Below are 22,947 nucleotides of genomic sequence, written 5' to 3' on the forward strand. Positions count from 1 at the left end.
CCGCAAACAACATCGCAAACAACAGAGGGTCGCCCCAAGGCGACCCTCTGTTGTTTATCTCAATCACCAGCCGGTTCCAGCACTAGCCGCTGGGGCTCGGCAAACCAGGGCCCCTGCCCGGCATGCACCCCGAGGTGGCGCAGCATCTTCCACTCGTCGCCACTCTCCACTCCCACTGCCAGCACCCGGGTGCGGGTATTGGCGCAGCCGCCGACCAGACTGCGGACCGCCATCTGGTTGACCTGACGGGCATGGATCTCCCGTACCAGGCTGGGGTGCAGCTTGAGGAAATTGATCTCGAACTCCTTGATGTACTGGGTGCTCACCACATCCTGACCGGCATGATCGATGGCCAGCTGGCAGCCCAGCATCCGCAGGGAGCGCAGCGGCCGCTTGAGCGCCTCGAAGTGGCGGGTCACCTGGGATTCCGAGAGTTGCAGGATCAACCGCTCGTTGGTGCTGCGCGGCAGCTGGAACAGGGCGAAGAAGAGCCAGCGCTGGAACTCGCGGTTGAGCAGGCTCTGGGCACTGAGGGTCAGGCTGATGGGGCAGCTCTGCTCGGAGCGCTGGCGCAGCAGGGTGAGGGTCTGCTCCGCCACCAGCCGATCCAGTTGCAGCAACAAGCCCACCTTCTCCGCCATCGGCATGAAAATACCCGCCTGCAGGGCACGCCCCTGCTCGTCGTGCAGATAGGTGAGCAACTCCTGCTGCAGCACCACCTGCCCCCGATCCTGCTGGATCGGCTGGGTGTAAAATTCGATGCCGTGCTCTTCGAGACGGCGGCTGATCAGGGTGCGCCAGCGTACCGTGCCCTTGCTGCTCTGCTCCTCATCCAGCTGCTTCTCGTAGAGGAACCAGCCGTTGTGCCCTTGCAGACGGGCGCTCTTGAGGGCCAGCTCCGCCTCCTCCTGCACCTTGAGCAGGCTGTCTTCTGCCTGATAACAGACGGCGCCGAGATAGACCGCAGTCTCCGGGTTGACCTCCTGCGGCCAATGCAGCCGTTGCAGGCTCTTGAGCAGCTGGCTGGCGCTATCCACCATCTCGCTCTCGGACATATTGGGCAGCAACACCGCAAAAACCTGACCGGCGTAGCGGGCCTGCAGGGCGCCGTTATGTTTGCGCACGAAGGCACCGATGGTGGCGCTCGCCTCCATCATCAAATCGTGCCCCAGCAACTCGAACTGATCGGCCTCCAGCTCCTCCAGACAGGCGAGATCGATCAGCAGCACGCCGCCGCTCATCACACTCGCCTCCATGATGGCGCTCTCCAGCCGGTTGTCGAAAAACAGCCGGTTGCCGATGCCGGTCATCTTGTCGACGAAGGCGTTACTGCGAATGAAGTTGTCGAAGCGGCTGCGCTCCTTGCGGGCATCCGCCAGCTCGGCGAGCAGATGATCGAGGGCCTGACTGGCGGCCACCGGCCACTCTTCAGCGGGGTCATGACTCAGTTTGGAGAGCTTGTCATCGAGGATCAGCTGGGCGCGAATGCCCAGCAGCTCGGCCCCGCGCAACTGCTGGCGCAGCCAGCGGATGGAGTACCAGAGACCGAACACCACGATAAAGATGCCCAGCGAGATGCCGGACATCGCCTTGATGGAGTATTCCGCCTCCTTGAAGGGGCGCTCCAGTTTGAAGTTGGCCTGCATGCCGGCCTGATGGGGCAGCGGGTGGCTGTATGGCACCAGCATCTGCTCGTCGACCGGATTGCGCACATCGCGGAACCAGTAGACCCGCTGGTTATTCTGGCGCACCTCCAGCTCTACCACATGGGCAGCCCGCAGCAGGGTAGGCAGCCAGTGGCTCATATCTTCCATGTCGTGAGCAACATCGAGCTGCTTGTCGATCACTTCGACCAGCGCATCGACCTTCTTTTGCTGCAACTCCATGCCCAGCTCGCGAAAGCTGAACACCCCGCCAATCAGCACGGTCGCCATGGCTGCGATCACGCAAAGGGTGATAAATGAGACAAGCTGTGTAGTGAGTTTCATGCGCCTTTCCGTATGCCCAGCATCATCCATGTCGCCTCATGGTAGCAGCGGCGATCGGGCCACAGCTATGGATGAAGATCCCGCTTCTGCAATTTAAGCGGGCAAGCATAACCCAAAGCAGAGGGAGAATACCAAGGATGACGGGCTGCAGACGCGGGAAAGGGCGGGATGACAGACAGAAAAATGGTCCCTCAAAGGGGACCAAAAGGAACACTCATATCAAAACTAACACTCTGTGCTACTGACAAAAAACAGATACAGGAGTATTGAACACACGGTGAGTCAAACCGCAGGGCTACTCTAATGCAGTTCGGATAAGCTGAGCAATTGTCATTTATGACAGGTCAGCGATTGAATCTAGCCAAAGTTAATAATAAAAACATTTAAAATCATGTAGTTAAAAAATCAATCAACAAGTGTGACAACTCGGACTCAAATTGATTGCACTAATGCTCTATGATGGCAAAGTCCATTTGTGTCTCATGAAACTGGCAGGTACTTCCTTTGCGTAAATCACCCGTCTGGATCGCTCTGTTGCTGTTCGTCCTGCCTGTCGTGGGCAGCCAGTTTCTCGGCCTGTGGTTTGCCAAGCCGATGGCCTTTCATCTGCTGGAAGAGAAGGTTGCCGAGCTCAAGGGAGCCATGGCCGTACGTCACCGGGAGCTGGATGCCGCCATCAACAAACAACTGGCACAATTTGAGTTCAACTGCGGCGCCAAAGACATGGAGCTGCTGCGCGATCCGCGCTTCTACAGCGCTCATATCCGCCTGCAAGGGTTGGAGCTCGCCTCCGGCAACAGCTGCTCCAGCCTGGGGGTGGAGATCCCGCTGATCAAAGAGCTCCAGAATAGCGGGCAGAAGTTTGGCAAGTTGGGGATTACCGCTACAGTGGCCAAATACAATACCGAACAGGAGCTGGTGGCCTTTTACCGATCCGGCGACAACCTCGCCTACTGGGTGCTGGATAACAGCTGGAGCCACGACCTGCTGCAACACCCCTGCAGCCACTGCTTCTATCTGGAGTTCAGCCGACAGGATACCGATGCAAGCACAGTCCACTTTCCCCGTGGCGACCAGGAGATCAAACAGGAAGAGAGCAATATCAGCCTCAGTTTCTTCGATCCCAATGAACTCACCAAACAGACGGTCTGGGCGGGAAAAGCGCTGGAGCAATATGCCCATGACCAACTCAATCACTACGGTCTCTGGTTCGGTATCGCGCTCGGTGCCCTGTTAAGCGTCACATACTGGCTGCTGCGCAGCTATCGGCGCTCCCTCAAGGGACTGCTGCAAACAGGATTGATACGCAAGGAATTTATTCCCCTCTACCAGCCGATAGTGGATGCCCGTACCCATCAAGTGGTGGGATTCGAGGCGCTGCTGCGCTGGCAGCGGGGAAGCGAGCTGATCCCCCCGGGCACCTTTATCGAATATGCAGAGGAGCAGGGACTGATCCTGCCGATGACCGAACAGTTGCTGGAGCAGGTGATCACTGACCTGCCGCAGCTGGCACCGGAGCAGTGGGTCAGCGTCAATCTGGTGGCGGCCCATATCGAGCAGCCCCTGCTGCGCACCTTGCTCGCTCACAGCCAAAACCCCTCACCCACCCGGCTCACCTTCGAGCTGACGGAGCGCAAGCCGATCCTCGACATCAAGGCGGCCACCGAGGAGATCACCCTGCTGCAACAGATGGGGTATCACTTCAAGCTGGATGATTTCGGTACCGGCTACGGCGGCTTTGCCTACCTGCAGAGCCTGGGGATCCGCCAGATCAAGATCGACAAGATGTTCGTCGATACCATAGGCACCAACGACCTCAAGCGCAGCGTACTGGATGCCATCATCGTCTTCGGTCGGGAATCGGGCATGGAGATGATCGCCGAAGGGGTCGAGAGCCAGCTGCAGGTCGACTATCTGAGCCAGCACGGCGTCTATCTGATCCAGGGCTACTTCTTCGGCAAACCCATGCCGCTGAAGATACTGACCCACTGGCAACGGGAGTGGCAGTTGCAACACCAGAAGGCCAGCTAACACAGAGATGGCAGGATTTGGCCGTGAAACGGTTTGGCCAGCGGCTCGACATCATCAGGTTGATGCTGGCGGTAGCGCCGTAACCCAGCCCGGCCATCAGGCGGGTAAATCCCCCTGCAGACCCAGGCCTGGCTCCATGGTGAAATCAAACCGTCTCCTGCCACCCCTTATTTACATTCAGCAACAAAATGATCTGCCCTGACGGGGATAACAACCTTTATCATAAGGAGCCGGTTATTGCGCAACCGATAACCGTGCAGCCTGTTTATGTCATCCGGTCATCAAGACCCCCAATAGAGAACCATTGCCTATGAAGACAGTTATCCGGCAAGAGATTGCCCTGCCCGTTGGCCTGCTGACCCTGCTCTTTTTCAAGACCCTGGGCAGTGACCTGCTGACAGAGACAACTCCGCTCGGGATCTATCTTCCTGTTTCGGCGGCACTACTGGCCATCGTCACCTGGGCCATCTTCTCGGTGGTGCGCCACTCCGATGCCCTCGCCATCAAGCTGGGCGAGCCCTTCGGCACCCTGATCCTCACCCTATCGGTCATCTCGCTGGAGGTGGTGATGATCTCCTCGGTGATGCTGACCGGCGAGCCCAACCCCACCATGGCCCGCGATACCATGTTTGCGGTAGTGATGCTGGTGAGTACCGGTCTGGTGGGCTTCACCCTGCTGTTTGGCGGCTGGCGCTACCACACCCAGAGCTTCAATCTGGACGGGGTCAAATCCTATCTGGTGGCCATCATCCCGCTGGCCCTGCTCTGTCTGGTGCTACCCAACTTCACCGAGGGTGGTGCAATCGGCAGTATGTCGCGCGCCATGTCGTGGATGCTGATCATCATCTCGATCCTGCTCTACGGGGTCTTTCTGCTGATCCAGACCCGCAGCCACAGCCACTTCTTCGTCGACAGCGATCACGAGGATTACGAGGAGCACCACGGCCCGCTGCAGAGCAACGTCTATCACACCATCCTGCTGCTCGCCTACCTGCTGGTGGTAATCCTGCTGGCCAAGACCCTGGCCATCCCCATCAACTACGGGGTGCATGTGATGGACGCGCCCGCCGCACTGGGCGGCTTTATCGTGGCCTGCATCGTGCTGGCCCCCGAAGCAGTCGGCGCCATCAAGGCCGCCTTCAACAACCAGCTGCAGCGGGCAATGAACCTCTACTTCGGATCTGTGCTGGCTACCATCGCCCTCACCGTGCCTGCCGTGCTCTTTATCGGCTCCATGCTGGGTCAGGAGGTACGCCTCGGCCTCTCCCCCGCCGATATGGTGCTGCTGGTCACGACCTTGATGGTCTGTAAAGTGACCTTCAGCAGCGGCCGCACCAATGTGCTCCATGGTGCGACCCATCTGGTGTTGTTCGTGGTTTATCTGTTCCTGATGTTCGAACACGAATAACCGCGTTCAACCAACGTCAGACACGCAAAGACCGCCCGATTGGGCGGTCTTTTGTCATCTGCTCCCGGCTCTCACCGGCGCCTGTGAAGCGGCTTCCCCCTCATCCCCCACCCTTCTCCCGCCAGGGGAGAAGGGTGATCAAGGCTTACAGGCTGGGCAGCACCCCGGCCGGGATCAGGTCGTTGTAGCTGGCACGGCCCAGCAGGGCGGCGGCCGCTTCGATATCCGGCGCGAAGTACCTGTCCTTGTCGTAGAAGCTCACCTCTGCCCGCAGTCGTCCCTTGGCCAGCTCGATCAGCTCGGTACTGCGCAGCGGCGCGCGGAAATCGAGCCCCTGTGCCGCCGCCAGCAGTTCGACTGCCAGAATGCCGCGGGTATTCTCCGCCATGTCAGCCAATCGACGACCGGCGAAGGTCGCCATGGAGACGTGATCCTCCTGATTGGCGGAAGTGGGCAAACTATCCACCGAGGCGGGATGGGCCAGGGTCTTGTTCTCAGAGGCTAGCGCCGCCGAGGTGACCTGAGCGATCATAAAGCCCGAATTCACCCCGCCGTTGTTGACCAGAAACGCCGGCAAACCGGACATCCGAGAGTCGATCAGCAGTGCCATCCGCCGCTCTGAAAGGGAGCCGATCTCGGCGATGGCCAGCGCCAGATTGTCAGCCGCAAAGGCCACCGGCTCGGCGTGGAAGTTGCCACCGGAGATGATCTCCTCATCATCGGCAAACACCAGCGGGTTGTCGGAGACCGCATTGGCCTCGCACACCAGCACCTCGGCGGCCTGACGGATCTGGGTCAGGCAGGCCCCCATCACCTGCGGCTGGCAGCGCAATGAGTAGGGATCCTGCACCTTCTCGCAGTTGTGATGGGACATGCCGATCTCGCTGCCATCCACCAGCAGGTGGCGATAGCAGGCGGCAGCGTCGATCTGGCCGCGCTGACCGCGCACCGCGTGGATGCGGGCATCGAACGGGCGGCGACTGCCGAGCGCAGCCTCCACGCTCATGGCGCCGATGGTGATGGCACCGGCGTAGAGATCCTCGGCATGGAACAGCCCTTCCAGCGCAAAGGCGGTGCTCGCCTGGGTGCCGTTGAGCAGGGCCAGCCCCTCTTTCGGCGCCAGTGCGATGGGCTCGAGCCCGGCAATTTTCAGCGCAGTAGCGGCGTCGATCAGCTCGCCCTTGTGGCGGGCCTTGCCCTCCCCGATCAGCAGGCAGCTCATATGGGCCAGTGGCGCCAGATCGCCGGAGGCACCGACGGATCCCTTCTTCGGCACCACCGGATAGACTTCGGCATTAATGAGGGTCATCAGGGCCTCAAGCACCGTCAGCCGGATGCCGGAGAAGCCCCGCGCCAGCGAGTTGAGCTTGAGCACCATCATCAGCCGCACGGTGGCGTCATCCATGTACTCGCCAATCCCTGCCGCATGGGAAAGCACGATGGATCGCTGCAACTCGTCCAGCTGCTCCACCGGAATGCGGGTGTTGGCCAACAGGCCAAAGCCGGTGTTGATGCCATACACCACCCGGTTCTGTTCGATCACCTTGGTAACCACAGCTGCGGAGGCGTGGATCGCCGGCAACGCCGCCGGATCCAGTGCAATATGTACCGGCTCGCGGCTGACGCGGCGCAGGGTGGCAAGATCCAGCTCGCCCGGGGTAATAGTCAATTCAAACATGGTGTTATACCTTTCCTTTGACACCGTTGGCGCCGTCAATCATCGGCAGATCCAGTTTCGCCTCGTGGGCGCAGTTGATGGCAATCTCGTAGCCGGCGTCGGCGTGACGCATCACCCCGGTGGCAGGGTCGTTGCGCAGTACCCGACCGACCCGGCGAGCCGCGTCATCGGAGCCATCACAGACGATCACCACGCCGGAGTGCTGGGAGAAGCCCATGCCGACCCCACCGCCGTGGTGCAGGGAGACCCAAGTCGCGCCGCCAGCGGTGTTGAGCAGGGCGTTGAGCAGCGGCCAGTCGGAGACGGCATCGGAGCCATCCATCATCGACTCGGTCTCGCGGTTCGGGCTCGCCACCGAGCCGGAATCCAGATGGTCGCGGCCAATGACGATGGGCGCTTTCAGCTCGCCGTTTTTCACCATCTCGTTGAAGGCCAGGCCGAGCCGTACCCGATCCTTGACCCCGACCCAGCAGATCCGCGCCGGCAGGCCCTGGAAGGCGATGCGCTCGCGAGCCATGTCGAGCCAGTTGTGCAGGTGAGGATCATCGGGGATCAGCTCTTTCACCTTCTGATCGGTCTTGTAGATATCTTCCGGATCGCCGGAGAGGGCCACCCAGCGGAACGGGCCAATCCCCTCGCAGAACAGCGGGCGAATGTAGGCGGGGACGAAGCCGGGGAAGTCGAAGGCGTTCGCAACCCCCTCCTCAAGCGCCATCTGACGGATGTTGTTGCCGTAATCCAGAGTCGCCGCACCGCGAGCCTGCAGGGTCAGCATCGCCTCCACCTGACGGGCCATGGAGCGACGAGCGGCCAGATTCACCTCCTGCGGGGCACTCTGCTGCAGCTCGCGCCACTTGGCAACGCTCCAACCCTGCGGCAGGTAGCCGTGGATCGGATCATGGGCGGAGGTCTGGTCGGTCACCACATCCGGGGTGATGCCTCGGGCCACCAGCTCGGCAAAGACGTCGGCGGCGTTGCCAAGCAGACCGACGGAGATGGCGGTGCCGCTGCGTTTGGCCTCTTCGATCATGGCCAGCGCCTCATCCAGGCTGTGGGCCTTCTTGTCCACATAACGGGTGCGCAGACGAAAATCGATGCGGGTCTCGTCGCACTCCACGGCGATCATCGAGAAGCCGGCCATGGTGGCGGCCAGCGGCTGGGCGCCGCCCATGCCGCCGAGACCACCGGTCAGGATCCAGCGCCCCTTGGGTTCGCCGTTGAAGTGCTGATTGGCCACCGCAAAGAAGGTCTCGTAGGTGCCCTGCACGATCCCCTGGGTGCCGATGTAGATCCACGAACCCGCGGTCATCTGGCCGTACATCATCAGGCCCTTCTTATCGAGCTCGTTGAAGTGCTCCCAGTTGGCCCAGTGCGGCACCAGATTGGAGTTGGCAATCAGCACCCGCGGCGCATCCTTGTGGGTCTGGAACACCCCGACCGGCTTGCCGGATTGCACCAGCAGGGTCTGATCCTCCTCGAGCCGGGTCAGCACCTCGACGATCTTGTCAAAGCAGGCCCAGTTGCGGGCGGCGCGACCGATGCCGCCATAGACCACCAGCGACTGGGGATGCTCGGCCACCTCGGGGTCCAGGTTGTTCATCAGCATCCGCAGCGGCGCTTCGGTGAGCCAACTCTTGGCGGTCAGTTCAGTGCCGCGCGGGGCACGGATCACGCGGTTCGGATCATGACGGGGATCCTGCTGTTGCACAGACATACACACTCCTTGTTGTATCAATAGGGTGCCTTCGGCGACGGGCGGCCAAAGGGTTAACGGGTCAACAGATGAACCAGTCGCGCGGCCACGCGGGCACTGCGGTTGTCCTGATCCAGCGTCGGGTTGTACTCGGCCAGATCGGCAAGCCTGAGCTTGCCGCTGGCCCGGATATGGGCGAGCAGTGGTTCGATCACCGCCAGCTCCACGCCACGGGCGGCGGGGGCACTCACTCCCGGCATCACGGCTCCGGGCAGCACATCGAGATCGATGGTCAGATATAGGTGATCACAATCGGCGATAAAGGCATCCAGTCCGCTTAGCAAGGTGGGCAGAGCACGCTCGCTCATGGCTTCATCTTTCACATACCAGACCCCCAACTCGTCGGCCCGTGCAAACAGCGCCTGGGTATTGGCTGTCTCGGCCACCCCAAGGCAGGCGTAGTGAAACGGCGTGCCCTGAGCGGCGCACTGCTCGGCGATCTGGAAGAAGGGGGTGCCGGAGCTTGCCAATTCCTGCTTCATGCGCAGGTCAAAGTGAGCATCGAAATTGATAATGCCGACCCTGCCACTGCCGCCCAGATGACGGTTAAGGCCGCTCCAGCTGCCGAAGGCCACCTCGTGGCCGCCCCCCAGCACCAGCGGGAAGTGGCCCAGATCGAGCGCAGCGGCGACCCGCTCGGCCAGATGGCCGTGGGCGGCGTCGAGATTGCCATCGGTACAGCTCACATCCCCGCCATCGTAGACGGGTAGATTCAGGTGCCAGGCGGTGTTGGCCAGCAGCTTGCGCACCGCCAGCGGCGCCCCGGCAGCACCGACACGCCCCTTGTTGCGGCGAACCCCTTCATCGCAGGCAAAGCCGAGCAGCACTACACCAGCAGCCTCTTGTGCCCCGGCAGCCCAGGGCTGCGCCTCTTGCCAAGGCAGAACTTTGTCATGCCAGCGCAGGGCCAGTTCGCCATCTTCCGGATCCTGCCGCCCCTGCCAGAGCGCCATGTCGATCGGGTTGAACTTATCCATGGAGGGTCTCCTCGCCGTTGAAGATGCGGCCTGCCAACTGATCGACGCCGACCATGTAGCTCAACTCGGCCGGATGGGCGCAGTGCCAGATCAGGAAATCGGCTGCCATGCCGACCCTGAGCTGACCAAGGCGATCCTGCTCGCCAAGTGCTTTGGCGGCGTGACGGGTCACCCCGACCATGGCCTCCAGCGGGGTCAGGCCAAACAGGGTGCAGGCCATGTTCATCGCCATCCGCAGCGAGACGATGGGGGCCGTGCCCGGGTTGATGTCGGAGGAGACCGCCATCGGCACCCCCACCTTGCGCAGCGCGGCAACCGGCGGCAGCTTGGTCTCCTTGAGGAAGTAGAAGGCGGTGGGCAGCAGGGTGGCGACCACGCCACGGTGGGCCAGCGCCAGGATCCCTTCCGGATCCAGATACTCCAGATGGTCCACCGAGAGGGCGCCAAAGTTGGCGGCCAGCTTGCTGCCACCGAGGTTGGAGAGCTGATCCATATGCCCCTTCACCGGCAGGCCGTATTGATCCGCCGCCAGATAGACCTGCTCGGTCTGGGCCAGCGAAAAGCCGATGTGCTCGCAGAAGACATCTACCGCATCGGCCAGACCCGCCTCGGCGGCGGCCGGGATGATCTCCTGACAGATGGTCTCGACCCAGCTGTCGGGATCGTCGCGATACTCCGGCGGCACCGCATGGGCCGCCAGCAGAGTGGTCTTGACCCGGATCGGCAACGCCTCTCCCAGTCGACGGGCCACCCGCAGCATCTTGAGTTCGTCATCCAGCGTCAGGCCATAGCCGGATTTTATCTCCACCGTAGTGACCCCTTCGCGGATCAGGGATGTCACCCTCGGCAGCGCCAGCTCGAACAGTTGCTCTTCGCTGGCGGCACGGGTGGCACGCACCGTGCTAATGATGCCACCGCCCCGACGGGCGATCTCGGCATAGGGCACTCCCTGCTGACGCAGCTCGAACTCTTCGGCACGGCTGCCGGCGAAGACCAGATGGGTGTGGCAATCGATAAGGCCGGGGGTGACCAGCTTGCCCTGCATATCATGCCAGTGAGCGGGATACTGCCCCTTCAGTTCGGCCATCGGCACCAGCGCATGGATCTTGCCATCCTTCACGCCGATGGCGTGGAGCGGCAGCAGGCCGTAGTCGGCCAGCTCATCATTCAGGGTGGCGGGTATTACGTTGAGCCAGACACGCTCGCAGTTCAACAGTTCCTTGTTCATAGCGACCTCAAATGTATATACATATTCTTATAGTCGATCTCTATGACGAAAGAAAGAGCGAAATTCACATCCTGATAACAGCATCAAACTTAGAGTTTAAACACAAAAAAGCCCACGAGGAGGTGGGCTTTGCAAAATCGAGCTGTATATACATTCACTCCAGCTGAGTCTTGGAGCTGAGCTTGTAGCGGGAACCGGGGGAGAGCAAACGGGCGTAGGAGACCAGATGCCCCTCCGACCAGGTACGCCGGTGCAACAACAGACAGGGGGAATCTACGCGGATCTGCAACAATCCCGCCTCACCGGCGCTGGGCAACACGGCTTCCACCACGTGCTCCATCTCGGAGAGGGGGCAGACATCCATCAGATAGCGGTTGGGGGTCTGTTGGGTAAAATCCTGCTCGCCATAGCCCGGCAAGCGCCCGGCATCGACGAAGCGTTCCTCCAATTGCAACGGCTCCCCATCGGCCTGATGGACGATCAGGCTGTGAAAGATGGGGGCGCCAACCCGTAGCCCCAGTTGTACCGCCACCTTCTCGTCGGCGGCCAGTCGCTGCAGCCGGATCACCCGGGCGCTGTACTCGCCGCCACGCTCGGCGATCTCGTCGGCAATATTGCGAATAGCCAGCAGCGGCGACTCGGTGCGCCTGTCCGCCACGAAGCTACCGGAACCGGCGGTACGCACCAGCCACCCCTCAGCCACCAGTTCCCGCAGCGCCCGGTTGACCGTCATCCGGCTCACGGTGAACTGCTCGCACAGGGCCGCTTCGGTCGGGATCCTGTCCCCCGCCTGATAGTGGCGTTCGCGGATCCCGTCCAGAATATGCTGTTTGATCTGCAGATAGAGGGCTGGCGCCACCATGAAGCTCCCTAGCGCCGACGGTGGGGCGGACGCATGTCCGGCCAGGCGCGGTAGACATCGGGGATCTGATCCGGCCCGCTGATGCAGAGATCGAGATCGTGCAGCAGACCGTCTTTAATCCCGTAGATCCAGCCATGCACCGCCAGCTCCTGCCCCTTGCGCCAGGCGTTCTGGATGATGGTGGTGTGGCAGACGTTGGCGACCTGCTCGGCCACGTTCAGCTCGCACAGGTAGTCGAAGCGCTCATGCTCATCCTCGATGGCCTCGAGCTCTTCACCGTATTTGAAGTAGACATCCTTGATGTTGCGCAGCCAGTTGTCGATGAGACCCAGCTCCTGGTTCTGCATCGCGGCCTTGACGCCACCGCAACCGTAGTGACCGCAGACGATGATGTGCTTCACCTTGAGCACTTCTACCGCGTATTGCAGCACGGAGAGGCAGTTGAAATCGGTATGTACCACCAGATTGGCGACGTTGCGGTGGACGAAGACGTCCCCCGGCAGCAAGCCCATCAGCTGGTTGGCGGGGACCCGGCTGTCGGAACAACCAATCCAGAGGTATTCGGGGGCCTGCTGGGCAGAAAGAGTGGCAAAGAAATTGGGATCTTCGGCTTTGATCCGTTCGGCCCACTCACGGTTGTTGGTAAACAGGTCGTTCAACAGTTTCACTTCTGCTCTCCCTAATGTGGCAGTGGCGGCAACATAACACACTCAAGGGTAACCAAAGCAAGGCCGACCAGATCCCTGCGAAACAAAAACAGGGCCATCAGGCCCTGTTTTTATGAGAGGAAGCATCAGGCTTCCATGGCATCTTTCAGCTTCTTGAGTGCGTTTTTCTCAAGCTGACGCACACGCTCGGCAGAGACGCCGTAGGTATCGGCCAGCTCCTGCAGAGTGGTCTTGCTGTCATCATCGAGCCAGCGGGCGCGGATGATGTGCTGGCTGCGCTCATCCAGGGTGGCGAGGGCCGAGCTCAGACGACGGGTCGCGTGATCGTCCCAGTTGTCATTCTCGATGGTCGCTGCCAGATCGGAGGATTTGTCCTCCAGATAGTGAACCGGAGCGAAACCGCCCTCTTCCTCATCGTCACCAACCAGATCGAACGCCTGATCGTAGTTGGCCATCCGCGCTTCCATCTCGGTCACGTCAGCGGCAGAGACGCCGAGATCGGCCGCCACGGCCTGAACCTCTTCGTGGTTCAGCCAGCCCAGACGCTTTTTGGATTTGCGCAGGTTGAAGAAGAGCTTGCGCTGGGCCTTGGTGGTCGCCACCTTGACCATGCGCCAGTTGCGCAGGACATATTCGTGGATTTCGGCCTTGATCCAGTGCACGGCAAAGGAGACCAGACGCACGCCGACCGTCGGGTCGAAGCGCTTGACCGCCTTCATCAGGCCGATGTTGCCTTCCTGAACCAGATCGGCCTGAGGCAGGCCGTAACCGGCATAACTCTTGGCGACATGAACGACAAAGCGCAGGTGCGACATAACCAGCTGACGAGCAGCCTCAAGATCGCCATCCTGCTGCAAACGCTCAGCCAGTTCACGCTCTTCCTCTGCGCTCAGCACAGGAATAGAGTTTACTGCCTGGATATAGCCTTCCAGACTACCTTGCGGAATCAGAGCCATAGTGCGCTGCAATGAAGTTCCCATCTGTTACCTCTTACTTTTCAATCGAATCAGTCTAACACCCTGAGAGGGTCTGTCTACTGACCGGATGCCATTCTGCGGCGTGTATCAAAGAACATGCCCAGTTTTAGACCGGCTTATCTTAAGCCTGCAGGATGAATCATGAATGAACAGTCAAAAAAAGGGGGTCACAATGAAGGACCCCCGAAAAGTAGCATGCTAAGTCCATTGTTGCGGAGCTCGCAACCTTCACATGCTTGCCAAGTCTGACGAGCAAGGCAGAGGGGCCACACCCGTATAAATGCTTCAGCTTTAATAGACTGCTTATAAATCAGAAGGTTCACTGGATCTAGCGAAGATCCGGAAGATCATTGTTATTCAGAATACTCTGACTATGGGGGCCAAGCCAGAAACGGCCCCTCTTTTACTTGATCCGCCTCTCAAAATCCAGCGATTTACTTTGATGACAAAGTAATCAGGATGGTTCGATGTCGCGAATGTGGCGATGGACCGAGAACCAGGAGGCAATCAGCCCCAGCAGGGCGCCCAGCAAGATCAGATTGATCCCGTCTACCGCCCCCATGCCGACAAGCCGGAAGTTACTGTTATACAAGCCCGCCAGCTCCTTCACCACCCCTTCGCTCCAGATCACCATCACTTCGGTCAGCCACCAGGCCAGCATGCCGCCGATCACCCCGAACCAGATACCGGTATAGAGGAAAGGGCGATGAATGAAGGAGTCGGTCGCCCCCACCAGCTTGAGCACTTCAATCTCGGAACGCTGGTTGAGGATGTTGAGACGCAGGGTATTGCCGACGATCAGCAACACGGCGGAGAGCAGCAGCACCGCGATACCGGTAATGGTGTGGCGCAGCAGGTTCATGATCCCCTGCAACCGCGTCAGCCACTGCAGATCCAGTTTGCCCTGTTCGACCCCCACCTCGTTGTTGAGCTTGCTGAGCAGCTCGGCGGCCCCTTCCGGGTTCTGCCAGCGTGGATCCGGAATGACGCTCAGCACCGGCGGTAGCGGGTTGCTGTCCAGATAATCGAGGGCATCGCCGAAGCCGGAGATCTCGCGAAACTCCCGCAACGCGTCGTCACGACTCAGGTAGGTGACCGAATCCACCTCGGGATAGAGTAGGATCCTGTGCTGCAGATCGAGAATGCTCTGCTCCGGCAGATCCTTGCGCAGGTAAAGAGAGATCTGGGAACTGCTCTGCCAGCTCCCCTCCACCACCTCGGCGTTTTTCAGCAGCACATGGAAACAGGAGGGCAGTGCCAGACTGACGCCAAGCACCGCCAGCGTCATCAGCGAAGCGAGCGGATTGCGCCACAACTCCCCGAGACTGGCAAATGCCTGCCGCACATGGTCAACCCCGTACATCATCAGACGGCGCAGCGGCGGTTGTTTATGACGAACGATAGCCATCAGAGCTCCTCCCCGGCCGAATACATGCGACCCGCCTTGAGGGTCAGGGTGCGATAGCGCATGCGCGCGATCAGCCCCAGATCATGGGTGGCAATCAGTACCGAGACCCCAAAATTGTTGAACTCCTGAAATAGCCGCATGATATCCATGGAGAGCTGGGGATCCAGGTTGCCGGTCGGTTCATCCGCCAGCAGCAGCGGCGGCTTGTTGACGATGGCACGGGCGATGCCGACCCGCTGTTGCTCACCACCGGAGAGCATCCGCGGCTGGTAACGCTCCTTGCCAAGCAGCCCCACCTTGTCCAGCGCCGCCGCCACCCGCTTGTTGATGTCCGCATGGCTGTAACCATCGATCACCAGCGGCAGCGCCACGTTGTCGAACACGGTTCTGTCCATCAGCAGGCGGTGATCCTGAAAGATCATCCCGATCTGGCGGCGAACATAGGGGATCTGGCTGCGCTGGATATGGCTGACATCATCGCCATGAAAGAAGACGCGACCATCGGTCGGACGCTCCATCACGCTGATCAGTTTGAGGAGGGTACTCTTGCCCGCCCCCGAGTGCCCGGTCAGAAAGGCCATCTCTCCCTTGCGCAGGTGAAAGCTGACCTTTTGCAGCGCCTGATGGCCGCCGCTGTATACCTTGCTGACCTTGTCAAAACGAATCATAACGGTTCCCTGAAATTGACAAACCCCGACCGGAGTCGGGGCATGGAACACTTACTCATCACGGCTGAGCTGACTCATCACGGCCGGACTTATTCATCGCGGCTGAAGAGCGCCTCGATGAAGTCGTTGGCAACGAAGGGACGCAGATCGTCGATCCCCTCACCCACCCCGATATAGCGGATCGGGATCTGGAACTTGTCGGCCACCGCAAAGATAACGCCGCCCTTGGCCGTGCCATCCAGCTTGGTGAGGGTGATGCCGGTCAGGCCAACCGCCTCGCTGAACAGTTTGGCCTGGCTCAGCGCGTTCTGGCCGGTGCCTGCATCCAGCGTCAGCATGATCTCGTGGGGCGCCTCTTCATCCAGCTTCTTCATCACCCGCACCACCTTCTTGAGCTCTTCCATCAGGTTGCTCTTGTTCTGCAGGCGACCGGCGGTGTCGGCGATCAGCACATCAGCCCCGCGGGAGCGGGCGGCCTCGATGGCGTCATAAATGACGGAAGCGGAGTCGGCACCGGTATGCTGGGCAATCACCGGAATGTTGTTGCGCTGACCCCAAACCTGCAGCTGTTCGACCGCTGCGGCACGGAAGGTGTCACCCGCCGCCAGCATCACGCTCTTGCCTTCAGCCTGGAACTGCTTGGCCAGCTTGCCGATAGTGGTGGTCTTGCCGACGCCGTTCACGCCGACCATCAGGATCACATAAGGCTTCTTGCTGGTGTCGATCACCAGCGGCTGCTCGACCTTGGCCAGCATCTCGCCCATATCCTGCTTGAGCAGGCCGTAGAGCGCCTCGGCATCCTTGAGCTGCTTGCGATCCGCGTGCTGCACCAGCCCCTCGATGATGCGGGTGGTGGTGTCGACGCCGAGATCGGCGGTCAGCAACTGGGTCTCCAGCTCTTCAAACAGCTCGTCGTCGATCTTCTTGCCACGGAACAGGCCAAAGAAACCGGAGCCGATATTCTCCTTGGTGCGCACCAGACTGCGCTTGAGACGAGCAAAGAAGCCCTCCCGCTGCGGTTTGTCCTGGGTGTCGTCGTCTACCTTGGCGGCCAGCGGCAGGGCTGCCAGGGCGGCGGCCTCAGCCTCCATCGCGGCGACCAGGCGCATATCTTCCGCTCGCTGGGCCTCTTTGGCGATACGGGCTTCTTCCGCAGCCTGAGCTTCAGCGGCAATGCGAGCCTCTTCCGCAGCACGAGCCTCGGCAGCAATACGAGCTTCTTCCGCAGCACGGGCTTCGGCAGCAATGTGAGCTTCTTCCGCAGCGCGGGCTTCGGCGGCGATACGAGCCTCTTCCGCGGCGCGGGCTTCGGCGGCAATGCGAGATTCTTCCGCGGCGCGAGCTTCGGCGGCGATGCGGGCCTCTTCTGCGGCGCGAGCCTCGGCAGCAATGCGAGCTTCTTCCGCAGCGCGGGCTTCGGCAGCAATGCGAGCTTCTTCCGCAGCACGAGCTTCGGCGGCGATGCGGGCCTCTTCTGCGGCGCGAGCCTCGGCGGCGATACGAGCATCTTCTGCAGCGCGGGCTTCGGCAGCAATGCGAGCGGTTTCAGCGGCACGCTCCTCTTCGGCGATCAGCGCTTCGTTGACGATCACCGGCTCCAGATCGGAAGCGCACTCCTCCACCACCAGCGGGCCGTGGTCGTCCAGCTCGGTCGGCAGGCAGCAATCATCTTGCAAAACGGGATTCTGTGCGCTGGCAGGCACTTCGGGGGCAACGGCCGGCGTACTATCGGAAACAGTTGTATCGGAAACGGGAGCGGGGGTAGCAGTGACCTCGGGCTCAACGGTAACGGGGGTGGCTTGGGGTGTCTGTGGTTGGACAGCCTCAGCCTCTTCTTTCTTGCGGCCGAAACCCAGCCAGGAAAACAAACCTTTTGCCATCTAAAAATACTCACATCAAAGGCTGACTGCTAAGATAGCCGTCCCTTGGCGGGTCGGCATAAAAATGAACCGCCTTATACTACCACTTTATTTTCTGACGATGAAACGCGATGCCCAGAGTGAAATCCAGCCGTAGCAACCCGAGCAAGAGTCCCGCCCCGCAAGGAAAATCGGGCTTTGTAAGAATCATCAGCGGCCAGTGGCGAGGCCGCAAATTGCCGGTCAAGGATGTGGAGGGGCTCAGACCCACCACGGATCGCGTCAAGGAGACCATCTTCAACTGGCTGGCCCCCCACATTCGCGGCACCCGCTGCCTGGATCTGTTTGCCGGCAGCGGTGGCCTTGGTCTGGAGGCGCTGTCGCGCTATGCCGAGCAGGTGACCCTGATCGAGATGGACAAAGGGGCCGCCGATCAGATCAAGAAGAACCTGACCGCCCTCGGCAGCAGTCAGGGTCAGGTGATCCAGTCAGATGCAGTGAGCTGGCTGCAAGGCCCGGCCACGCCGTTTGATCTGGTGTTCCTCGATCCACCGTTTCGCCGCGAGCTGCTGCCGCAGGTGTGCGAACTGCTGGAGCAGCGCGGCTGGCTGGCACCGGACGCCCTCATCTATCTGGAGCGGGAAAAAGAGATGGCCGATCTGGCGCTGCCCGCCAGTTGGCAACTACTCAAGGACAAACAAGCAGGTCAGGTCTGTTATCAACTCTATCTACGGGAGGTAAACAATGAAGCGGGTCTTTAATCTGTTGGCGATGGGGCTGATACTGTTCTTCTGGTTTGGCGTACTGGTGAGCCTGATTGCCCCGCTACCCGGCAAACTCAACGGCTTTCTGCCGGTCTGCGGCGTGATCGTCGCCCTGCTGCACTGGCTGCAGGCCAGCATGATCAAGGCAGCTTGCAAACGCTACTTCGCTGTCACCAAGGCCGAATTTGTCACTGTGCTGATCTTTGGTGTGTTTGGCATGGTCGACATTCGTCAGCGCCTGCAAGAGATCGTCAACGCCGCCCAGCGCGGCAATCTCTCGGGCAAACCATAAAAGAAAAGGGGACGGCGGTAGCCGTCCCCTAGAGTCGTGTCGTCCTGTCCGTAGAACTGCAATGCTCCCTGCAATCCCTGACGTTATCCTAATCCTTTGGAATATCCCCTTTCCAATCCGTTGGCGTGTCCTGCGGCGTTCCTAGCCTGGCAATTCATCCTGAACTGCTTCCCTGTCTCCATCCTGGAGGTGTCCATTACCACGTCCTGTGGGGGTTCCTTGCGTCTTCCTGACAGATAACCATCCGGGTTATCTCACTTCATCCTGAAGTATTCCTCTCGCATCCGGCGAGGTCCTGTTCATCCTGAAGAACGATGTTCCGTTCGTTCTGCTCCCATCCCGAGAGTGTCCTGCCGCATCCCGCGGTGTTCCTTTATTCATCCGTGACGATAATCATCCTGATTATCGAGCTCATCCTGAGGAGTCCCTTGTCCACATCCTGCGGACTATTCCATCTTTATGCGCTGTCCTGCATCCTGCCGGACCAGCTCCGTCCTTGTGAGACCCATACTAAGGAAATGCGCACCCCGAACAAGGGCCATCCGATGATAAAGATCCGATGCGGCTCCCATCTCAAAAAACGAACTTAAAAACTAACCCTTTAATATCAGTTAGTTATTTAGTTTCACGGGAAAGCTCGATCATTCTGGCATGGCTTCGCGTACGGCTCAAAGCGCCAGCCTCTTACAGTCGCTATGGCAGATCTCTTACACGGGTTTCGCCCCCAAAAACGGGGCAGGAAAACGGTTCAATCCTGACGTTAAGACTTAAAAATTAGTTGAATAAATATGCTTAAAAAAACCGCAAAAAAAAGAGCCGAGGCCAGGCTCGACTCTTCAACATTCCAATTTTTTAATCAGCTCAAGCGGTTGGCCGGATTGAGATAGGCCTTGCGCAGCGATTCCGGTGCCAGCACCTCCAGTTCACCGCCGATGTTGTTCAACCAGCTGCGAAACTCCGGGGTGTCCTGCACCTCTGTCTCCACCACCACGCTACGCTTGTCATAGCGGGTCATGCGCGGATTGTTGCCGGGGATCTGGTTATCCACCAGCGACTGGCTGTTAGCATCGATCCGGCCGACGAAGCGGATCGGGCCGCTCACATCCTGATAGCCCTGATCGCGGATCAGCTTCTGGATGTTGAAATCCTTCGGCTGGGTGGCGCTGAAGTTGGTCAGCTCCACGTTCTTGATATGGTCAAACGGGATGCCGTAGACCTTGGGATCCAGCTCGGACAGAGTGCAGAGCAGGATCGGACCGTCCGGCTGATTGAGAATGCCGAGCGGGTTGATACGGTCGTAGCAGAGCCATACGGTGCGCTCTTTGATCACGCGCTGGATCTCGGCACTGAACTTGCGACCACGCCAGAGCGCATCGCGGATCAGGGTGCTGCGGCGGATCTCCGGGTTGCCGGCAAACGGACGCGGTGACTGGTGGACACTCTCCAGCCAGCGTTCGGCCAGTTCACTCTGGCTGTCGCGGATCACCTGGCTCGCCTTGTCGACCAGCGGGTTCAATTCAGTCAGTACACTCGCCGGCAACAGTTGGCTCGCCTGATCACTCCAGGTTTTCAGGGCCACCGCCAGCGAGAGCGGCATGATATTGGCAAAGTCGTTGAGGCCGTGGCGCTCGAAGCACCAGCCATGGGGTTTGCTGCGCTCGTCCGAGGTGAGGTCGAACAGTCCCATGCCGGACATCTCCTCCAGGTCCCGTTGCACGGTACGCAGACTGACGTGGATACCTTCCTCTTCCAGTTTTACCTGGAGTTGGCTGGCGGTCAGCTTGTAAGGGCGGTGCGGGATGCAACGCGCCAAGGTCAGTTGTCGTAACAGCTTCTTGCTCATGGTGCTTGCCTTCACTGGTTTAGCGTTGACTGTATGCTAGTCGTGACTTGCGACAGTCTATGTCGCAAGTTTTGCTGCGACAACTGTCGCCATTTTCATACAAAACACACTAAGCAACTGATTTATAAAGACAATACACTCAAAAAAGGAGCCGCTAGAGGCTAAAATTAGCCAAAAATCCCTCAAATGAAAGTTCTATGTTGCGATTTATTGTCAGCATAAAACTCCGATTAATTAATTCATCTCAGAATATGATTTCATGGGAGAGCATGGCTCTCCCCTTTTGCTCACATCAGCCACGACCAGGCTGACTTGGTGATGGCCGCACCGACCATGTAGCCAAACACCGCCAGTGCCGCCACACCGGCCACCAGCTTCTGACCGCGGGCCGGGCGCTTGAGCGCCATGACCCCCAGACCGATATAGAGCACCAGTGCAATCAGCTTGGCCATCAGCCAGGGCTGTTGACCCGGGCTCAACTGCAAGGCCACCGCCAGCAACACACCAAACAGCAGCAGGAAGGTGTCGTTGATATGCGGCAAGATCTTCAGCCACTTCTGCTGCAACCGATCGCTGCCGGCCAGCGCCAGACTCCAGCGATAGATAAAGAGCAGCAGACTGACCAGCGCCAGCGTCATATGCAGGTGTTTGAACATAGGGTAATAGGCAATCATTTTGCTTCCTTGTCGTCGTCGGGTAGCCCGCTATTCCAGTTGTGGGCATGGATACGCTCCTGCCCCTCCTCGTCGTCTTGCAACAGATCGGAGAGGATCTCCCGGTATTGAAGGCTCTTGTTGATATAAGTGTGTTCGTCGTCCAGATAGTTGACCTGCTCACGCAACAGCCAGTTATCGTGCTGCTTGAAGGTCTGCCCCGCCCGCCAGGCCTGGTTGGCCCGAAAACCGAGCTGGGTCAGGGCTTCCACCCCCAGATCGACCGCCGAGCCCAGAGTTTCCCGGTGCACGCTCTCGACCCCGTGGCGCAGGATCTCGTGGGCATGGGGTCGATCCAGCGCTCGCGCCAGGATCTTCAGGTGCGGGAAGTGCTTCTGCACCATCTCGATCACCGCCAGCGAGGTAGCCGGATCGTTGATGGAGAGCACCAGCAGCTTCGCCTTGTGCGCCCCGGCGGCATGGAGCAGGTCGATCCGGCTGGCATCGCCATAGAAGACCTGATAGCCATACTTGCGCAGGGTCTCTATCTGGCTGGCATCCTGCTCGAGGATGGTGGTACCGATGCCGTGACCGTGCAGCAGACGCCCCACGATCTGACCGAAGCGGCCGAAGCCCGCGATGATCACCGGATGCTCCACCAGCTCAGGTTGCTCATGCTGCGGTGCGTCGCTCTGGTTACGGTAATCGAACCAGGGCTGGATCACCCGATCGTTGAGGATCAGCAGCAGCGGGGTCAGCGCCATGGAGAGCGCCACCACCAGCGTCAGCAGCGAGATGGTCTCACCGGGCAGCACCCGATTTTGCGCGGCAAACGAAAAGAGCACGAAGGCAAACTCACCGCCCTGTGCGAGCGCCAGCCCGAAGGTCCAGCGCTGACTCGGCGAGATGCGGATGATGAAGCCGAGCGCCATCAGCACCAGCCATTTGAGCACCATCAGGCCAACGACGAGAGTGGGTATCAGGAAGGGGTGCTCGGCAAACAGCCCGAAGTCGATCCCCGCCCCCACCGACATAAAGAAGAGGCCGAGCAGCAGCCCCTTGAACGGCTCTATGTCTGCCTCCAGCTCATGGCGATATTCGCTGTCGGCCAGCACCACACCGGCGAGGAAGGAGCCGAGAGCGGGCGAGAGCCCCACCGATTCCATCAGCACCGCGATGGCGATCACCAGCAGCAGAGCGGCGGCGACGAAGATCTCCCGCATGTGGGACTGGGCGATGGCACGAAACACCGGCCGCATCAGATAGTGGCCACCCAGCACGATGCCTGAGATGGCCGCGACCACCAGCAGACCATGTTGCCACCCCGCCAGCTCGGAACCGCCATTGCTGGCGACCGGCGCCATGGCCAGCAGCGGCAGCAGCGCCAGGATCGGAATGACCGCAATATCCTGAAACAGCAGCACAGCAAAAGCAGAGCGACCACTCTCGCTCTGCATCAGCTTGCGCTCCTGCAGGCTCTGCAGAACGATGGCGGTGGAGGAGAGCGCCAGAATGAGGCCGATGGCCAGCCCCTGTTGCAACGGCAGACCGATCAGATGCGCCACGCCGGTCAGTGCCGCCGTGGTGAGCAGCACCTGCAGGCCGCCGGTGCCGAGGATCGGCCCCTTCAACTGCCACAAGAGGGCAGGACGCAATTCAAGACCGACCAGAAACAGCATCAGCACCACGCCAAACTCGGCGAAGTGCATCACATCCTTCTGCTCCCCCACCAGCCCCAGCAGAAAGGGGCCTATGATGATCCCCGCCAGCAGGTAGCCGAGCACCGAGCCCAACCCCCAGCGCTTGGCCAGCGGCACCGCGATGACGGCGGCGGAGAGGTAGATAAAGGCATCAAACAGGATCCCGTGGCCCATCAGTCGGCCCTCCGCA

At 60.1% G+C, this 22,947-nt stretch carries 18 protein-coding genes; 4 read left to right on the plus strand and 14 right to left on the minus strand.

Annotation, left to right across the window (positions count from 1 at the left end; translation table 11 throughout):
* Positions 1–59: 59 nt before the first annotated feature.
* Positions 60–1,988: an EAL domain-containing protein gene (locus tag AB5Y73_RS11860; protein ID WP_181294841.1), complete on the minus strand. Its 1,929-nt coding sequence runs from the start codon at positions 1,986–1,988 to the stop codon at positions 60–62.
* 504 nt (positions 1,989–2,492) lie between these two features.
* Here AB5Y73_RS11860 and AB5Y73_RS11865 point away from each other — a divergent pair.
* The gene (locus AB5Y73_RS11865) at positions 2,493–4,019 is read left to right on the plus strand and encodes an EAL domain-containing protein (protein WP_107682239.1); all 1,527 of its coding nucleotides are present in this window, start codon (positions 2,493–2,495) and stop codon (positions 4,017–4,019) included.
* 310 nt (positions 4,020–4,329) lie between these two features.
* Entirely contained in the window at positions 4,330–5,427 is a 1,098-nt protein-coding gene (locus tag AB5Y73_RS11870; protein ID WP_005357691.1) for a calcium:proton antiporter, read from the plus strand.
* A 145-nt stretch (positions 5,428–5,572) separates the two neighbouring features.
* Here AB5Y73_RS11870 and hutH read toward each other — a convergent pair whose 3' ends face one another.
* The 10 genes from hutH to ftsY form a co-directional block, all read right to left on the minus strand.
* Positions 5,573–7,105 carry a histidine ammonia-lyase gene (gene hutH / locus AB5Y73_RS11875; RefSeq protein WP_107682240.1) on the minus strand — a complete coding sequence of 511 codons (1,533 nt, stop codon included), beginning with the start codon at positions 7,103–7,105 and terminating at the stop codon, positions 5,573–5,575.
* A 4-nt stretch (positions 7,106–7,109) separates the two neighbouring features.
* The gene (gene hutU / locus AB5Y73_RS11880) at positions 7,110–8,819 is read right to left on the minus strand and encodes a urocanate hydratase (protein ID WP_107682241.1); all 1,710 of its coding nucleotides are present in this window, start codon (positions 8,817–8,819) and stop codon (positions 7,110–7,112) included.
* A gap of 53 nt (positions 8,820–8,872) precedes the next feature.
* A complete protein-coding gene (gene hutG, locus AB5Y73_RS11885) occupies positions 8,873–9,835 on the minus strand; it encodes a formimidoylglutamase (protein WP_107682242.1) in 963 nt (320 codons plus the stop codon).
* Complete coding sequence (hutI, locus tag AB5Y73_RS11890; RefSeq protein ID WP_181497661.1) at positions 9,828–11,063, minus strand: imidazolonepropionase; 1,236 nt, start codon at positions 11,061–11,063, stop codon at positions 9,828–9,830. Before hutI ends, hutG begins: the two co-directional genes overlap by 8 nt.
* A gap of 154 nt (positions 11,064–11,217) precedes the next feature.
* Positions 11,218–11,922 (minus strand): histidine utilization repressor, encoded by a 705-nt coding sequence (gene hutC / locus AB5Y73_RS11895; protein ID WP_041202413.1) that lies wholly within the window; start codon positions 11,920–11,922, stop codon positions 11,218–11,220.
* Between the two features lie 11 nt (positions 11,923–11,933).
* Positions 11,934–12,593, minus strand: coding sequence for a carbonate dehydratase (gene can, locus AB5Y73_RS11900; RefSeq protein WP_042076162.1), 660 nt, complete (start codon positions 12,591–12,593; stop codon positions 11,934–11,936).
* Positions 12,594–12,718: 125 nt separating this feature from the next.
* On the minus strand, positions 12,719–13,573 hold the full coding sequence (gene rpoH / locus AB5Y73_RS11905) for an RNA polymerase sigma factor RpoH (RefSeq protein WP_005339997.1): 855 nt from the start codon (positions 13,571–13,573) through the stop codon (positions 12,719–12,721).
* A 451-nt stretch (positions 13,574–14,024) separates the two neighbouring features.
* Positions 14,025–14,978 carry a permease-like cell division protein FtsX gene (gene ftsX, locus AB5Y73_RS11910; RefSeq protein ID WP_005339996.1) on the minus strand — a complete coding sequence of 318 codons (954 nt, stop codon included), beginning with the start codon at positions 14,976–14,978 and terminating at the stop codon, positions 14,025–14,027.
* Complete coding sequence (gene ftsE, locus AB5Y73_RS11915; protein ID WP_005339995.1) at positions 14,978–15,646, minus strand: cell division ATP-binding protein FtsE; 669 nt, start codon at positions 15,644–15,646, stop codon at positions 14,978–14,980. The genes ftsX and ftsE overlap by 1 nt, the downstream gene beginning before the upstream one ends.
* Before the next feature lie 89 nt (positions 15,647–15,735).
* Positions 15,736–17,526, minus strand: coding sequence for a signal recognition particle-docking protein FtsY (ftsY, locus tag AB5Y73_RS11920; protein WP_181497662.1), 1,791 nt, complete (start codon positions 17,524–17,526; stop codon positions 15,736–15,738).
* 110 nt (positions 17,527–17,636) lie between these two features.
* On the opposite strand from ftsY, the gene rsmD reads away from it, so the two are divergent.
* Both rsmD and AB5Y73_RS11930 read left to right on the plus strand, forming a co-directional pair.
* Positions 17,637–18,266, plus strand: a complete 630-nt coding sequence (gene rsmD, locus AB5Y73_RS11925) for a 16S rRNA (guanine(966)-N(2))-methyltransferase RsmD (RefSeq protein WP_042081417.1) — start codon at positions 17,637–17,639, stop codon at positions 18,264–18,266.
* Entirely contained in the window at positions 18,250–18,561 is a 312-nt protein-coding gene (locus tag AB5Y73_RS11930; RefSeq protein WP_005348564.1) for a DUF1145 domain-containing protein, read from the plus strand. The genes rsmD and AB5Y73_RS11930 overlap by 17 nt, the downstream gene beginning before the upstream one ends.
* Before the next feature lie 856 nt (positions 18,562–19,417).
* On the opposite strand, the gene AB5Y73_RS11935 is transcribed toward AB5Y73_RS11930, so the two are convergent.
* The 3 genes from AB5Y73_RS11935 to AB5Y73_RS11945 all read right to left on the minus strand — a co-directional run bounded on the left by AB5Y73_RS11935 (position 19,418) and on the right by AB5Y73_RS11945 (position 22,931).
* The gene (locus tag AB5Y73_RS11935) at positions 19,418–20,404 is read right to left on the minus strand and encodes a YafY family protein (RefSeq protein ID WP_005339987.1); all 987 of its coding nucleotides are present in this window, start codon (positions 20,402–20,404) and stop codon (positions 19,418–19,420) included.
* 287 nt (positions 20,405–20,691) lie between these two features.
* Entirely contained in the window at positions 20,692–21,078 is a 387-nt protein-coding gene (locus AB5Y73_RS11940; RefSeq protein ID WP_042081419.1) for a SirB2 family protein, read from the minus strand.
* A complete protein-coding gene (locus tag AB5Y73_RS11945; protein WP_058056285.1) occupies positions 21,075–22,931 on the minus strand; it encodes a monovalent cation:proton antiporter-2 (CPA2) family protein in 1,857 nt (618 codons plus the stop codon). Before AB5Y73_RS11945 ends, AB5Y73_RS11940 begins: the two co-directional genes overlap by 4 nt.
* Positions 22,932–22,947 lie beyond the last annotated feature (16 nt).

Origin of the sequence: Aeromonas sp. s7(2024), assembly GCF_040907825.1 — a bacterium.
Lineage (GTDB): Bacteria > Pseudomonadota > Gammaproteobacteria > Enterobacterales > Aeromonadaceae > Aeromonas > Aeromonas veronii.